The organism is Sphingobacterium sp. HMA12 (assembly GCF_002933815.1).
Taxonomy (GTDB): domain Bacteria; phylum Bacteroidota; class Bacteroidia; order Sphingobacteriales; family Sphingobacteriaceae; genus Sphingobacterium.
Genome location: NZ_BEYR01000001.1, coordinates 945,877 through 960,815, shown reverse-complemented (window position 1 = coordinate 960,815; position 14,939 = coordinate 945,877). Strand labels below are relative to the sequence as shown.

The 14,939-nt window shown below is 41.9% G+C and carries 13 protein-coding genes; 9 read left to right on the top strand and 4 right to left on the bottom strand.

Going from position 1 to position 14,939, the window contains the following annotated elements; all coding sequences use genetic code 11:
- Positions 1-2,463 carry a ligase-associated DNA damage response DEXH box helicase gene (locus HMAT_RS03925; protein ID WP_104381492.1) on the top strand — a complete coding sequence of 821 codons (2,463 nt, stop codon included), beginning with the start codon at positions 1-3 and terminating at the stop codon, positions 2,461-2,463.
- Positions 2,460-3,116 (top strand): ligase-associated DNA damage response endonuclease PdeM, encoded by a 657-nt coding sequence (pdeM, locus tag HMAT_RS03920; protein WP_104381491.1) that lies wholly within the window; start codon positions 2,460-2,462, stop codon positions 3,114-3,116. Before HMAT_RS03925 ends, pdeM begins: the two co-directional genes overlap by 4 nt.
- Here pdeM and HMAT_RS03915 read toward each other — a convergent pair whose 3' ends face one another.
- The 4 genes from HMAT_RS03915 to HMAT_RS03900 all read right to left on the bottom strand — a co-directional run bounded on the left by HMAT_RS03915 (position 3,117) and on the right by HMAT_RS03900 (position 6,878).
- A complete protein-coding gene (locus HMAT_RS03915) occupies positions 3,117-4,079 on the bottom strand; it encodes an AraC family transcriptional regulator (protein ID WP_104381490.1) in 963 nt (320 codons plus the stop codon). It lies immediately after the preceding gene.
- Positions 4,080-4,151: 72 nt separating this feature from the next.
- On the bottom strand, positions 4,152-4,952 hold the full coding sequence (locus HMAT_RS03910) for a heme ABC transporter ATP-binding protein (RefSeq protein WP_104381489.1): 801 nt from the start codon (positions 4,950-4,952) through the stop codon (positions 4,152-4,154).
- 31 nt (positions 4,953-4,983) lie between these two features.
- Complete coding sequence (locus tag HMAT_RS03905) at positions 4,984-6,015, bottom strand: iron ABC transporter permease (protein ID WP_104381488.1); 1,032 nt, start codon at positions 6,013-6,015, stop codon at positions 4,984-4,986.
- Positions 6,016-6,020: 5 nt separating this feature from the next.
- Positions 6,021-6,878 (bottom strand): hemin ABC transporter substrate-binding protein, encoded by an 858-nt coding sequence (locus tag HMAT_RS03900; RefSeq protein ID WP_104381487.1) that lies wholly within the window; start codon positions 6,876-6,878, stop codon positions 6,021-6,023.
- A gap of 310 nt (positions 6,879-7,188) precedes the next feature.
- Here HMAT_RS03900 and HMAT_RS03895 point away from each other — a divergent pair, with 310 nt between their 5' ends.
- The 7 genes from HMAT_RS03895 to HMAT_RS03865 all read left to right on the top strand — a co-directional run bounded on the left by HMAT_RS03895 (position 7,189) and on the right by HMAT_RS03865 (position 14,881).
- Complete coding sequence (locus HMAT_RS03895) at positions 7,189-9,567, top strand: TonB-dependent receptor (RefSeq protein ID WP_233789099.1); 2,379 nt, start codon at positions 7,189-7,191, stop codon at positions 9,565-9,567.
- A gap of 68 nt (positions 9,568-9,635) precedes the next feature.
- A complete protein-coding gene (locus tag HMAT_RS03890; protein WP_104381486.1) occupies positions 9,636-10,391 on the top strand; it encodes an HmuY family protein in 756 nt (251 codons plus the stop codon).
- Positions 10,392-10,420: 29 nt separating this feature from the next.
- On the top strand, positions 10,421-11,008 hold the full coding sequence (locus HMAT_RS03885) for a hypothetical protein (RefSeq protein WP_104381485.1): 588 nt from the start codon (positions 10,421-10,423) through the stop codon (positions 11,006-11,008).
- 258 nt (positions 11,009-11,266) lie between these two features.
- Complete coding sequence (locus tag HMAT_RS03880) at positions 11,267-12,061, top strand: HmuY family protein (protein WP_104381484.1); 795 nt, start codon at positions 11,267-11,269, stop codon at positions 12,059-12,061.
- A gap of 124 nt (positions 12,062-12,185) precedes the next feature.
- Positions 12,186-12,896 carry a hypothetical protein gene (locus HMAT_RS03875; protein ID WP_104381483.1) on the top strand — a complete coding sequence of 237 codons (711 nt, stop codon included), beginning with the start codon at positions 12,186-12,188 and terminating at the stop codon, positions 12,894-12,896.
- Positions 12,897-12,982: 86 nt separating this feature from the next.
- On the top strand, positions 12,983-13,786 hold the full coding sequence (locus tag HMAT_RS03870) for a hypothetical protein (RefSeq protein ID WP_104381482.1): 804 nt from the start codon (positions 12,983-12,985) through the stop codon (positions 13,784-13,786).
- Positions 13,787-13,873: 87 nt separating this feature from the next.
- A complete protein-coding gene (locus HMAT_RS03865; RefSeq protein WP_158655602.1) occupies positions 13,874-14,881 on the top strand; it encodes a hypothetical protein in 1,008 nt (335 codons plus the stop codon).
- Positions 14,882-14,939: the final 58 nt, after the last annotated feature.

Here is a 14,939-nt window from a genome sequence, read left to right as displayed (position 1 = left end):
TTGAGTCAGAAGATAATACACAGTGAAGGATTCAAGATCGTCAATCGTTATTTTGAATCCTTGGGCAATACCCCTTTTGGCTTTCAGGTTAAAACCTGGGATCGATACATGCTGGGATACAGTGGAATGGTTATTGCCCCGACAGGATTTGGCAAGACATTTTCGGTGTTTATGGCTGTCTTGATCGATTACATGAATCATCCCGAACGCTACCAAAAAGGACTAAAATTACTATGGATCACGCCTTTGCGCTCCCTGGCAAAGGATTTGGCTAGAGCAATGCAGACCGCTATAGACGATATCGGATTAGATTGGATCGTACAGGTACGGAATGGGGACACTGATCCAAAGATCAGAGCGCAACAAACCAAAGCAATGCCCGATATTCTTTTGGTGACTCCAGAAAGCCTTCATCTCCTGCTCGCTCAAAAACAACGTGACAAATATTTCAGAAATATCCGCTGTATCACTGTAGATGAATGGCACGAACTTATTGGAAATAAACGTGGTGTCATGGTCGAACTGGCATTATCGTACTTAAAATATAAATATAAAGATCTCCAGATCTGGGGTATCACCGCCACCATAGGCAATCTGGATCAAGCGATGGATGTACTGTTGCCGGCAGCAAAAAAGAGCGTGCAGATTATCGCAAAGGAGAAAAAGAAAATTGCGATAAGATCCATCTATCCCGACAAAGTGGAGCTCCTTCCCTGGGCCGGGCATCTTGGAGGCAATCTTGTAAATCAGGTTGTCCCCATTATACTGGAAAGCAAGAGTACGATCCTTTTCACCAATACCCGTAGCCAAAGTGAACTTTGGTATCAGCTATTACTACAAGCGCATCCCGATTTTGCGGGACAGATTGCACTGCATCACAGCTCAGTAGATGCTCACATACGCGAATGGATCGAAGAAAATCTGAGCAGTGGAAAGCTAAAAGCAGTGGTATCTACTTCATCACTTGATTTGGGCGTGGATTTTAAGCCTGTGGACACCGTGATTCAAATCGGATCGAGCAAAGGTGTCGCCAGATTTATGCAACGCGCCGGAAGAAGTGGCCACAGCCCTTTTGAAACATCCATTATCTATTTCGTTCCGACACATTCCCTGGAACTCGTCGAAGTCGCCGCTCTAAAGGAAGCTGTCAAAACCCAAACGATAGAAAACCGCGACCCCATGATCCAGAGTTTCGATGTGTTAGTGCAATTTATGGTCACGATCGCACTCGGAGGCGGTTTCCAATCGACAGAACTCCATCAGATCGTTGCCAGAACCCATGCGTTCCATTATATGGAAGATGAGGAATGGCAATGGTGTATGTATTTTATCACAGCGGGTGGCAAAATCGGCAAACGCTATGAAGAATTTCACAAAGTAGTACAGGACAATGATGGCAACTGGATAATAAAAAATAGACGCATCGCCCTGCTCCATCGGCTGAATATCGGTGCTATTGTTGGTGATGCGATGATGCGCGTAAAGTTCCTCTCGGGCGGATATATTGGTATGATTGAGGAATATTTTATCAGCAAATTGAAGAAAGGCGAACGATTTAACCTTGCTGGCCGGATTCTCGAACTTGTTATGGTCAAGGATATGACTGTATTTGTCAAAAATTCATCTGGTAAGGCCATCACACCAAGCTGGCTGGGAGGCAGATTACCACTTTCTTCCAACCTGAGCCATTTTCTACGTAAAAAACTTGCAGAAGCAATAAGTCCCGACAATACTGAAAAAGAACTGCGCTTCCTCGCGCCGTTGATCCAGAAGCAGCAAAGCCTCTCGGCCGTGCCCGGTGAGTCACAATTTCTTGTCGAGCACATCAAGACCAGAGAAGGACACCATCTGTTTTTCTATCCCCTGGAAGGCCGATTGATCCACGAAGTCATGGCTGCGCTGATCGCTTACCGGATCAGCAAACGCTATCCCATTAGTTTTTCCATGGCCATGAATGACTATGGTTTCGAACTTTATTCCGATAAAGAAATTCAATTGGATCAAGCGCAATTAACCGAGGTACTGAGCCGGGAGAATCTCATGGAAGATGTGATCAGTAGCATCAATGCTGCTGAAATGGCGAGCCGCAAATTCCGCGATATTGCTGTAATTTCAGGATTGGTGATACAAAACTATCCTGGTACCCAACAAAACAACAAATCCTTACAAGCTTCCTCTGGTATTATATTTCGTGTTTTAATGGATCACGATCCGGACAATCTATTGTTAAAGCAAGCTTTCACCGAAGTGTTCAACCAACAACTCGAGGAATACCGTCTGATAAAAGCATTTGAGAGAATAAACAATAGCCAAATCATCTATACCTTTGCAGAGGAATATACACCGCTGAGTTTTCCGATCAAAGTGGACAGTTTACGTCAGTCCCTTTCTAGTGAAGCGTTGATCGAGCGGATTCAACGCATGGAGCATGCAAATAAATCAAAACGTGGACGAAGAAAATGAATATACAGGAACAGCACATTACATTCAATAAACAAACCCTTATCCTTAACAATCAACGTACTATCTTTTGGCCGAAGCAGAATACCCTCATTCTATCCGACCTTCACCTTGGTAAAGCCGCACATTTCCGTAAACATGGAATTCCTATCCCTTCAGATACATCTAGCAGGGATCTACAAAGACTCGCTGCGCTAATTGATCACTACCAGGCGGGTAATATTTTGGTTGTCGGCGACCTTATTCATGCAGGAGTCAATCAGGAAGTACTTTTACTGGCAGCGTTTAAACAAAAATATGCTGATCTCAATTTTCATCTCGTCCTGGGTAACCATGATAGAAAGGTGGAGAAATTAGCTAAGCAGATTGATTTGATCTATCACAACGACAAATTCGAGCTGGAGCAGATCTCCTTTATACATGAACCGATCATAGCTCCTTCGGCTTTCACCATCAGTGGACATATTCATCCGGGCGTCAGTATTAAGCTTCCCCCCAATAAACATCTCCGTCTGCCCTGCTTCTGGGTCTCCGCACAGCAGATTATTCTACCGGCATTTAGCAAGTTTACGGGATTGGATAGCCGAAAAATGCCGCCGGAGTACGATTGCTATGCTTTGCACGATGAAATAATCCTGCCGCTAAAGAATAGCTAATTACATTTTAAGCTCGCCGGGGGAAATTCCATAGTATTTTTTAAACGCACTGCTAAAGTTATTCTGATGACCATATCCGGTCAGCAAAGCAACTTCATAAACTGTCATCTTATCATCCAATAGATAACTTTTGGCTTTTTCCATGCGGATTCGAGTGAGATAATCGTGGATTGTAACCGAAAAATATTCTTTAAAATCCTTTCGCAGCTTACTTTCACTTGTCAATACCTCTGCCGCGAGTTCTTTTTGTGTCGGTGGATTGGCAATACGCTGTTCGAGAATCTGCCGGGCCAGCTCCAGACGTTGCACATCTTCGTCATGGAACAACGAAACGGCCTGATCATTTTTCTCGTTATACTGCTCAAATTGGTACATCAGCAATTCAACAATGCGAGACTCGGTATGCAGCCGACGTATCTCACCTTTCTTCTTGGATTCGATGAGTTCGGCTATGGTGTGCTGCATCTCATAAGTTGCCATCAGATCTTCTTCTGAAAACGATGTATACTCCCCTTTTTCGATTTCATGTACAAACTGCTGGTGCAATAATGAATCCCGCTTAATAAGATTCAGGTAATACTCCTTGGATATCACAGCAATAAAATAGGTATACTCAATACCGGGCTCCACTTGATGAACCGATTTAACCGAAGGTATATACCGGATATTGTGCCTGCTCATACCGTAGGGCAATTTACTGTCCGCCGGTTTAAAAAATATAAATTGACTGGTAATGGTCTCTCCTTCGATCTCGGTCAAAATCTGAACAGGCCGATCAAATTGCATTTTTGAGTGCAGTATGAACAATCCAGAGGTTGAGAGCTGAAAATTTTCCATGTGAACAGGCTCCGTATGGATCGTAATTTTATTTTCTACCAAAGGTTTGTCAGGCACATAGCCGTCTGGAATTTCTTCTTCAAAAAGCCAATCAGCCAACTCAACTATTTTACTTTTCACCAACATGATTTCTATCCAAATAAGCCCAAAGCAGTTAAAATTAACAAATTAGGATGGTATTTAAAAATTATTTATAATCTATCTAAATAATTCCAGATCAATCTCCATCTCTTCCAGTTGAACATAAGGCTTCAATGTTCGTGGATTCATGATCACATTGGATTCAACCGAAAAAATCGTGTAGATTTCCTTCTGTGCCAAAACCTCCACTGGTGTACCATGAAAGAGTTTACGTCCATGTTTGAGCATCAGGATTCGGTCGGCATACATCGCTGCAAAATTAACATCGTGCACAATCAAAATAACCATAAATCCCTTCCGGGCCAATGCACGAGCAATCGCCAGCACCTTTTGCTGGTAATGCAGATCTAAAGCTGAAATAGGTTCGTCGAGCAACAGGAGCGCATCGGGATTATCCCAGATCTGTGCTAAAACACGCGCGAGATGGACACGCTGTTGCTCCCCACCTGAAAGACTCAAAAAATCCCGATCAGCGAATGCCGTGACACCACAGAGCTCCATCGTTTCGGCCACCACCTGATAATCACGCACTGTGGGCGTATTCTTATAATGCGGATACCTCCCCATTAATACAATCTCTTCCACCTTAAAACTCAATGTCATCTGTTGCTGCTGACTCATAAGGGCCCTGCATTTGGACAATGTCGCTGCATCGTACGCAGACAACAATTTGCCATTGAAATGAATCTGTCCGGAATCAGGCTTCTTTTCACCGCACAGGAGCCCCATCAAGGTAGACTTTCCGGCCCCATTGGCTCCAAGGACAGCTAAAATCTCACCTTTACGAACCTGAAAGGTAATGTCTTTCAGCAGTTTTCGGCCTTTCACCTCATAGTTGATTTTTTCTACACGCAACATAAAAAATAGTATTTAAACATCCGAAAGAAGACTATTTATCCTTTATTAAAATATACAAAAATACAGGCGTCCCCAACAGGGCAGTAATCACACCAATAGGTAATTCTATGGGTGCTACCAATACCCGGGCAATAACATCCGCCAGCGTCAGCACCAAAGCGCCTAAAAGCAGCGAGCCCGGAAGTACAAAACGATGATCTGGCCCTCCCATCAGACGTACGGTATGCGGGACAATAAGTCCTACAAAACCAATAATCCCCGAGACAGCTACCGAGGCACCGACAGCCAGAGTCGATAAGATGATCACCCATCTTTTTACACGATCAGTACGCATCCCCAATAAGTCAGCCTGGAGTTCACCCAGGGCAAATGCATTCAAAGACTTTCCAAAAAACGGAAGAATAAGCAGGGAAATACATATAAAAGGACCTATAGCCATTAAATTGTCCCAGGTTGCACCGCCCAAACTGCCCAGCATCCAAAACGTAATGGTGCGAAGCTGTTGCTCTGTAGACATGTAAGTCATCAAACCTGTCAGCGCGCCCGCAAATGCATTGATGGCGATACCTGCCAACAGCATCGTTGTCACATTGGGGCGGCCATTTTTACTGGCAATGCGATACACTAAAAATGCAGTTAGTCCGGCACCAACGAAAGCACCAAAAGCCAAAATATAATAACCCAGCCACGCTGACAGCGAGGTCAACAGGAACGTTTCAAATGCGATAATCAACACAGCGAACAAGGAGGCGCCAGAAGAAATACCGATTAACCCGGGCTCTGCGAGCGGATTTCGAAAAATTCCCTGAATGGCGGCACCTGAAATACCCAAGGCGGCTCCGACCAAAAGCCCCAGTAATAAACGTGGCATACGGATCTCAAATAAAACGTCGGCATGCATGCTGTCTTGATTAGAAATTGCAGACAAATGCAGCTTCTGCATGAGCATGGATAAAATATCCCCCGGAGGTATATGATAGGCTCCCAGACCTAATGCAATAACACACGTAATAAACAATATCAGGCTCAAAGCCAGCAATATTAACTTTTGTTTCTTCTGCACCTGATCTATTTTGAATCCATTACTTTTCCAAATCCACGGTGCAATTCCAAGATCGCATCAGGTAATCTATTACTAAAGTTGACTAGTAAGGAGGCATTCATCACCAGTATACGTTCATTTTTACCGGCATTCGTAATACGCATCCCCGGCAATTTAAGAATAGCTTCTTTTCCACCTAAGCTACTCGCACCAAAATCAAACAGTAATATAATATCTGGATTGGCCTGTACCAATGCTTCTGTCGTATACGGCTTGAAATCCGAAAATTCCTGTACAGCATTCTTTCCACCAGCTAAACTGATCATCGCATCCAGGCTGCTACCCTTTCCTGCTACACTCATTGTCCCTGTTCCGCGTGCATACAAAAACAATACTTTCGGAACTGCTTTACCTTTATTTTCTTTTTTCACCAATGCTAGTGTATGATCCAAACTTATTTTTGTATGTGATACCAAAGATTTCCCTAAGGATGGCTCACCGATAGCATCCGCCACTTCCTGGATATAGCGTAAAGCGCCAGTAGCAGAATAATTCGGTTTGACCGCAACAAACTTTACACCGGCGGCACGGATCTGCTGAATGACTGCATTGGCCACATCTCCCTCATTTGCCAGTACAAGCGTAGGTTTAAAAGACAATACCCCTTCTGCAGACACAGAACGGTTTTTACTCACCCGTGGCAATGCCGCTGCAGCTTTTGGGGAGATGCTGGTCACATCTGTTGCGATCATGCGATCGCCTAAACCAAGCCCATAAATTGTTTCCGTCAGCGAACTGTTCAATGTAATAATCCGTTGCTGCGCGTTTGCCCATCCGCCGATATGCAGCAAACAACATAGCATAATTAAGTAAATTCTACGCATCTCTTTCTTTAACTCCTTTAAAACTGTACAGAATTTTGATTCCAATTTTTCGATACAGCACTTTTATTTGACTACAAAACAAATCAATAATCAGTCTAAATACAAATTATTTTCAATCCATATAAATAAACTCAAACAGCAAGAAAAATAAGATATACAACTGTAAAACAGATTAATACACTTCAAAACCAACTCCTTTATCAATAATAAAAATCGAATTAAATAGAATTTATGACAATTTGCATATAGAAAAATCCAATAGTATTCCCGTTTTTTGTAACATTATTTAGAATGATTAAAAATAAAAATAGTGTTTAAAAGCCTCTCTTCTATTCGAACAAGCACCCTGATAGCCCTATGCGCATGCCAGATCTACACTGTGCAAGCACAAGAAAAATGGAAAATCTCGGGTGTATTAAAGAACGAATCCAATAAAGGCGTCGCCAATGCGACCGTCTATTTGTATCCAGATAAATATGCTTTTAAAACAGATACCGCAGGGAGGTTTCAATTTAACAAACTCTATGCGGGCCGTTATGAACTTGTCGCACAAGCATTAGGCTATAAGGAACTGCGTCAATTTGTAGACTTGACGGATAAAAACCAGCAACTCACCATCACTTTACAAACCGATAACCGCCAGATTGACGAGGTCGAGGTCAACCGCAAATTGGAAGCCGTTGATAACCTGATCAAAGCCGAAAATGCAGCTATGCCGGTCAAGGTCATTACCAAGAGGGAGATTGAACTGATGGGGAGCCGGAGGTTAGACGAAGTGCTGAAAGAGCAGACCGGCATGGCGATCGTGAATGATATAGCAGGTGGCTCAAGAGCTGTTGGTGTGCAAATTCAGGGGTTTAGCAGCAACTACGTTATGGTCTTGGTCGATGGGCAGCCCATGCTTGGCCGTAATAGCGGCAATTTTGACCTTTCACGTATTTCAGTGACCAATATCGAACGCATTGAAATTATCAAAGGAGCATCTTCCTGTTTATATGGTAGCGATGCACTTGGTGGTGCCATTAATATTATTACTCGCCATGGCGCCATTACCCCACAAGCGCATGCTTCGCTTCTCTATGGCACGCTAAATACAGTCGATGCGACAGTAGAAGGCGAAACACCATTTTCCAATCAGCGCGGCAGCGCTGTTGTCTCCGGCAACTATTACCGTACGGATGGTTTCAATACCGACAAACAATATCTCAGTTCAAAAAGCACGACATTTCCTCCTTATACAAATTACAGTTTTCAGGGGCGGCTACGTTATCGCACCAGTAAACATGGGACATTGGGCATCACAGGCCGATTTGCAGCGCGTGAATCCGAAATGATCAATGCCTGGTCTGAGGACCGCACCTTGCAGGATAAGCAAAAAGACCAAGACATCAATCTATCAGCCAGTTACGACCACAATTTTGATTCGGGTCTGCGTAGCATGACACGATATTACTTTTCCAGATTCCATTCGCAGATTGCGGCACAGTGGCTGCAACAAGGAGTTTTGGCCAGCGCTGAAGAATTTGGCCAAAATGTACATCGCATCGAACAACAATTTGCCTACAGTCCGGTGCAACAACTTAAGTTCACCGGTGGAATAGGTGGCAGTGTAGAGCAAATGGACAATCAGGACCTGGATGCCCAACGCTCACTCAACAGTGCATTTGCCTACCTCCAAACCGAGTGGAAACCCTTTGATCGTCTTCTTACGACACTAGGCCTACGTTATGACCACACCAATGTGTACAATGGGCATTTGAGTCCAAGTTTAGGTTTACAATACCATATCAGTCCAACCCTATTGATTAAAGGCGGGGTTGGTGCAGGATTCAAAGCGCCAGACTACAAGATGCGCTATCAGGTCTTCTTCAACCCAGCCGCCAACTATCTTGTGGTGGGAAGCGAACGAGTAGCCGACGTTATTGCCGCCATGGACCAAGCGGGTGAATTGAGCTATAAAAATAGTTATATGCTGAATTTAGTTGCAGGAAACCTCAAGGCCGAAACTAGCCTTTCCAACAATATTGGGCTGACCTGGAATCCTTCCGGCAAATTTCAGGCAGATCTCTCCCTGTTCTATCATCGGATCAACAATCAGATCAATACGGTCAGTGTCGGTAATGGTACCAGTATCGCCCAGATCTACAGCTACCGAAACCTGCCGAAGGCGATGAACAAAGGTTTTGAAGTCTCGATAAGTTATCAGGCAACCAGGGATCTGCAATTATCCATGGGTTATCAATACCTGATCGCAAAGGATCTCAGTGTGTTGGATAGCATCGCAGCGGGCAACTACCCCTATAATCAGATCAATGATGCAGCCACTGATCTTTATCGGCAAAGCAAAAAATCAGATTATTGGGGTATTGAAGATCGCTCGCGCCATATGGTCAATTTCAAAGCACAGTACGAATACAAGCCCTGGGGAGTCAACGTCAATGCCCGTATTAATTTTCGCGGAAAGACCCCCTTTCAGGAATATAACGGGAATCAATTTATTGACAAGTACGACATCTTTATCCCCCACCATACACTCCTGAATATGACGATCGAAAAAAGTCTGATGAACCGGAGATTAACCCTCCGTCTGATCGGCGATAACCTATTCAATTTCACCAGCCGTTATCTCTTAGGACAGCCCGGACGGGTCATTATGGGCGGAGTGAGTTACCGATGGATGAAAGATTAAAGGTTGGAGATTGGAGATTGGAGATTGGAGATTAAAGTTAAAGAGAAATACAATAAAGTAAACAAACAATGAGAACAATTAACATCATTATAGCAGAATGTAGCATCTGGCTTTCTTTTCATAAGCTTGGACGTTGTATTTTTTCAGGTTTTCTGGCGCTTATGCTCCTATCCTGTGGAAAGGATAAAGACTATACGATCGGATTGGAAGATGGCAAAAGCGTTGTCATCAAAGATCTTGCGGGCGATACCGACGCCGCCATGGGGGACGGAGCCGAGGGCAAGGAAAAACGGCCATTCTACACCTTTCTATTTCGCTTTAAAGATCAAAAGCAAATCTGGATCAAGACAAAGGCTGATTCCGCCCAATGGTTAAAAACAAAAGACTGGGATATTGCATTTACAGGTCCTTATAATTCCGAAGTCTTTGTCAATAATGCTGTGGATGAATTCAATCCCGGTTATCAGGGTGAAGCCAACAATACAGCTGTTATGCTCTTAAAACAGTCTTACCAAAGCCTTACGGTCGCCCCTTCAGATGAAGAATTCAATAAAAGCGGCACCGGTAAAATCGGCTGGGCATCCAACTCTGAATCGCTCGGCTGGTTTCAGTATAGCCTGAGCACGCATATTATGCAGGCCCTCCCAAACCGTACTTATGCCATTCGCCTACCTGATGGCAAATATGCCAAATTGCAATTGATCAATGCCTATAAGGGAAATCCCTCAGCAGTGACCAATATGAACTGGCCTGCCCCCTACTACACTTTTAAATATTACGTGCAGGAAGATGGTAGTAAGAACTTGAATACAAACACATTATGATAAGGAAAAATTACACAATTAAATTAAAGATGAACAAATTATTTACAACAGCAGCACTTGTATGTGCATTGAGTTTGGGTTTTACTTCTTGTAGCAAGGATGATGATAAGGGTGAAGAAAACAAACTGAGCGATGCAACAGCTGTCACGGCCATTGCTACGATCGAAATTCCCGCAGGCGCAAAAGTTTTCTATGATTTTAAAACAAATACTGTTCAGGAAGAAGGTAAGGGTATGATCAACCTTTCAGGAACCTATGGTTCAACATTGCAAAATACTTCAACTGCCAACTACAAAATGGGTTATTTCGACAAAGAAAATACTTCAATAGAAAAGTTGACACTTTCTTCAGTATTAAGTGCGGATATTAAATTAACAGACAAATTAGGGATTGAATTTGCAGGTAAAAATCAACCTACTAAGGACCCGAACTGGATAATTTATGATCATGAAAATAATTATTCCGTAGATGCAAAGCCAAATCGTTATGTTGTGCTATTTAAAGGCGAAAAATTAAGCGCGACAAGCGACGAACTATATGTTATTCAAGCTGGCAAAATTACTGCCCTTCGAGGAGATGCAACTTATAATATCAACTTCAAAAAGTTTTTAAAATAGTCCAAATGGAATTATAAACCCAGCTAAAAATCCGAAGTCTTATACTATTGAATTCGTATTTCTAGCTGGGTTTAGCAAACATTACTTCATTTTAACATCTCGGATAATGGACACCTAGCTCGCCACACCCCGTAAGTATCAAAAAAGTTAAAACCAAAATTAATATATAAAATATCATTTTTCATACACAAGTAATAGGCTAAACTCTTTATCTTTACTATTATTTAGAATGATTTTAAATAAATATAAATATAACACATGAAGATATCAAGACAGCTTACCAGAACAAAGTACATTGCATTGCTCTGCATTGGTCTAGCAATCAATACCGCTTGCAGCAAGTCAGATCCGACAACAGAACCTGTTGTCGAACCACCGAAAGAAGAAGAAAGCAATACCGGGCTTTACAATAAATTAATATCCGTGCGCAACTTTGCTGCTACAGATAAAAACGATGGTAACAACGCAGCAGCTCCCGTTTATTACAGTCTGGAAACCAACAAAGCAATGCCAGAAACACATCGTCAGACCCGTAATTGGGATATTTCATTTAGTAGTATCTTTAATAGCGCAGCGTCAGGTAATAATGGTACAAACAACACAAATCTCGGTTATGGTAACAACGCTACTGGTGGTATCCTAATCGTCGAGAAAGCATTCGACGAAGTAACGGAAGTGCCAGCTGATGCTGAATTCAAGGTGATCGGCGATGCGATCGGGATGGATCAGAATGGAGATGAGGGAAATGGTGTAGGCTGGTGTTTATACGATTTTTTTGGAATCTTAGTCAAACAACATACTTCAAACAGGGAAACTGAACATGTTGCTTATGCGCTTGGAAATGGGCTGACATTACTTAACGGAAAAGTAATTAAACCACGGACGTTAATTGTTCGTACGGCAAAAGGTAACTACGCCAAGATTAAGCCTTTGTCCATGTATAAGGATCTTTTAAAACCTGAGCAATGGTTCAAAAGTTCTCCCCATGTATTTATCTCCTTTGATTATGTCCTTGTGCCAAAAGGCAGCAAAACATTTGAGATAAAACCTTAAACAGTACAATTCTTATTCAAAAAAAACCGGATATACGGTCGAGGTACATCCGGTAACAAATTGACTAATTAACATATATTTATTAACTAGCCCACTGTAGAAGTGGCAAAATTACGAAAAAGAAATGAAAATCAAATTCACAACTTTATCCATTGCCTTAGGTCTTGCCGCGATTGGCATGACAACATCATGTAGCAAAGACAATCCACTTGCACCCAGTGTAGAGGAACAATCACTCAGCAAACGTGCTGTTACGCCTTCGACGACGATTGGCGGTACGGTAAACTTTACCGCAAGCGGTACAAAAGGATATTTAAAAACCATCGCTACGGGCACTTATGGTGCTCGGAATTTCCACCAAGGTACGGTGCCTGATTTAGTGGATACCACACAATGGAAAAATCCAGCAAGTACTTATTATTACGATTTGATCAATAATGACGGCGGCACATCGGCTAGTTACGATTTTCAATTTAGTGGTACAGCCAATGCAAGCCTGACTGTAAATACAACAAAATATAATCTGTACTACGTCAATACAGGTTTTGATGCTGTGACAGTGTCTACTACAGGTACATTGATTTCAACAGGAACTGCAGGTTCCAACAGTGTCAACGGGACAGGAAATCCATCAAGCGCAGGTTGGTATATTTATAACCTCAGCAATCACATTATGAGCAGCTATGGCCCAAGAACGTATATCTTGGTCAATAAAACGACAAATACAAAATGGAAATTGCGCTTAAATAGCGTATATAAGGATGAAGTACCTAATGCCGCATATGCAGCAACCAATTTCCCTTTTATGAGTTTCGACTACAAAAAGCTAAACTAATAAGTTAGCGTACTTTTTGATAAGAATTGTAAATTTTAAATCCGGTATCGGGCATAGCTGATACCGGTTACTACTCCCAATTAACAATGAAAACTAAGTTATTAACCCTACAAAAATCAATACTAACTTCGGGTGTCTTAATAGGAAGCCTATTGATCTCATCTTGCACCAAAACTGAAATTCAGTCTTATGAAAAAGAAGAAATGGCACGAATCAGCAGTTTCAAAATTATCAATACCAATAAAGAAATTATTGGCGCAATCGATAATACAGACAAAACTATTACTGTTACCATTCCAGCAAATCTTTATATGACGAGTCTGGAGCCAGAAATAAAAGTTGCATCAGGAGCTACTTTAAAACAGGGTGCGGATACTTTACTTACCGATATGGTGGACTATTTTACAAAAGGACGCAACATACAATACCCCGTGACGGCCACAGATGGAAGTAACGCGACCTATACGCTAACCATCAAAAGTGATCAAATCCCACTCAATCCGCAGGAAGTCAGTACAGATTTAAACAATCCCATTGCCTATGATCAAACGTTCTGGTATACCAGAAATGATATTTATGTATTTAATACCCTTCCGTCATATCCCTATATCGCGACACCGGAAAGTGATCTTGAACTGGCAAAAGCAAGTTTAGTTGATAAAAACGGAAAGGAATATCCATTTAAAAGTGTCTCATCCGCAACGACCCCTTCGATCGAAAAAGCTTATATGCTGCTTAATCTAAACGATATAGAAGGACGAGTAACTGGAAGCGGACGGGACATTCAATATAACAAAGTGCCTGCTGCAGGTGATTATTTTATTAAGCTCCGCTATTATAGCCGCGAAGTTACTTTAAAAAATCCGATTCGAATTTTTTACAATAACTAACCATTCAGAATGTTAATAAAAAGTGGATCGTCAGATCAGCTAAAAAAAGCCAATTTTAATCGACTACCGAAAGTCATTATTATTCATATGAAAACAAGATACACCATATATACCTTTCCTGCTTTGTTACTACTCGTAGGAATACTCTTCTCAGGCTGTAAAAAAGAATATGAGATTGCTCCGACTCCATATACAGAAATTACGTCATTCAAAATACCCTACAACGGGGGCAAGGATACAATAGTAGCCGCGGTCGATGGTCAGAACATCTATATATCATGGCCGGGATCTACTGAATGGCCTGTTCCAGAAACAGTCAGTCCCGTGATTAAGATAGCTAAGAATGCCAGTATTAGCCCCGCCTCAGGAACAGCAATTATACTTAAAGATGGCGCCCAATATGAGGTAAAAGCTCAGGACGGCACGACCAAAGTCTATACTATAAAGCTTTCCAATGGAGCCGTATTGCCATCATTCCTTGATGAAGAAACAATAAACACGCTCCATGTAGGAGGCACATATTCAATCCAATTACGCAATCTTGCTACCGATGGAAGTGATAGCCTTTTCTTGGTAAATGATCAAAATAAATTGTTTAAATTAATCGCTGTTTCGCAAATTCCACTGGGAAGTTTTCAATTTATAGCTGACCAATACGACGGTACAGGTATTCCTGCCGGTGATTATTACGTCCAAATAAATAATAAATACAAAGTGCCCGTCAGAAGCAGTAAAAAAATAGTTAACATTCCTTCGGGAAACATCTATCCCTACCCCTATTTCAATCATACGAAAATCTGGGAAGTAAAAAGGGGTGATGAAATTAGTATCCCAATCCGACATCTATCGAATCAAACTGTGTTTTCAGGAGTTATTTTTAATTTCATAAACGAATCCGGCTATCCAGATGCTTTTCCTTTGGAATTTTTAGCTACCTCAGAAGACCTAAAGTCAATCCGTGTCAAGATTCCGAATGATGCACCGACAAATGTATCAACTTCGCTTAGTGGTGGGATATTACTTAATTTATCAGGAGATTGGTCTACCTTTTTGACTTCCCCCTATTATCAGTATCCGATCAAAGTTATAGAATAAAAATCCTGTCGTTTTTCATAGATGATAAATCAGAAAACAGCATAAAAAATTGGAAATA

Excerpts from the sequence above, each read along its gene's own strand:
- HMAT_RS03865 (WP_158655602.1), top strand. The coding sequence starts at position 13,874 with ATGAAAACAAGATACACCATATATACCTTTCCTGCTTTGTTACTACTC.
- HMAT_RS03915 (WP_104381490.1), bottom strand. The coding sequence starts at position 4,079 with ATGTTGGTGAAAAGTAAAATAGTTGAGTTGGCTGATTGGCTTTTTGAA.
- HMAT_RS03875 (WP_104381483.1), top strand. The coding sequence starts at position 12,186 with ATGAAAATCAAATTCACAACTTTATCCATTGCCTTAGGTCTTGCCGCG.
- HMAT_RS03870 (WP_104381482.1), top strand. The coding sequence starts at position 12,983 with ATGAAAACTAAGTTATTAACCCTACAAAAATCAATACTAACTTCGGGT.
- HMAT_RS03885 (WP_104381485.1), top strand. The coding sequence starts at position 10,421 with ATGAACAAATTATTTACAACAGCAGCACTTGTATGTGCATTGAGTTTG.
- HMAT_RS03890 (WP_104381486.1), top strand. The coding sequence starts at position 9,636 with ATGAGAACAATTAACATCATTATAGCAGAATGTAGCATCTGGCTTTCT.
- HMAT_RS03900 (WP_104381487.1), bottom strand. The coding sequence starts at position 6,878 with ATGCGTAGAATTTACTTAATTATGCTATGTTGTTTGCTGCATATCGGC.
- pdeM (WP_104381491.1), top strand. The coding sequence starts at position 2,460 with ATGAATATACAGGAACAGCACATTACATTCAATAAACAAACCCTTATC.
- HMAT_RS03880 (WP_104381484.1), top strand. The coding sequence starts at position 11,267 with ATGAAGATATCAAGACAGCTTACCAGAACAAAGTACATTGCATTGCTC.
- HMAT_RS03910 (WP_104381489.1), bottom strand. The coding sequence starts at position 4,952 with ATGTTGCGTGTAGAAAAAATCAACTATGAGGTGAAAGGCCGAAAACTG.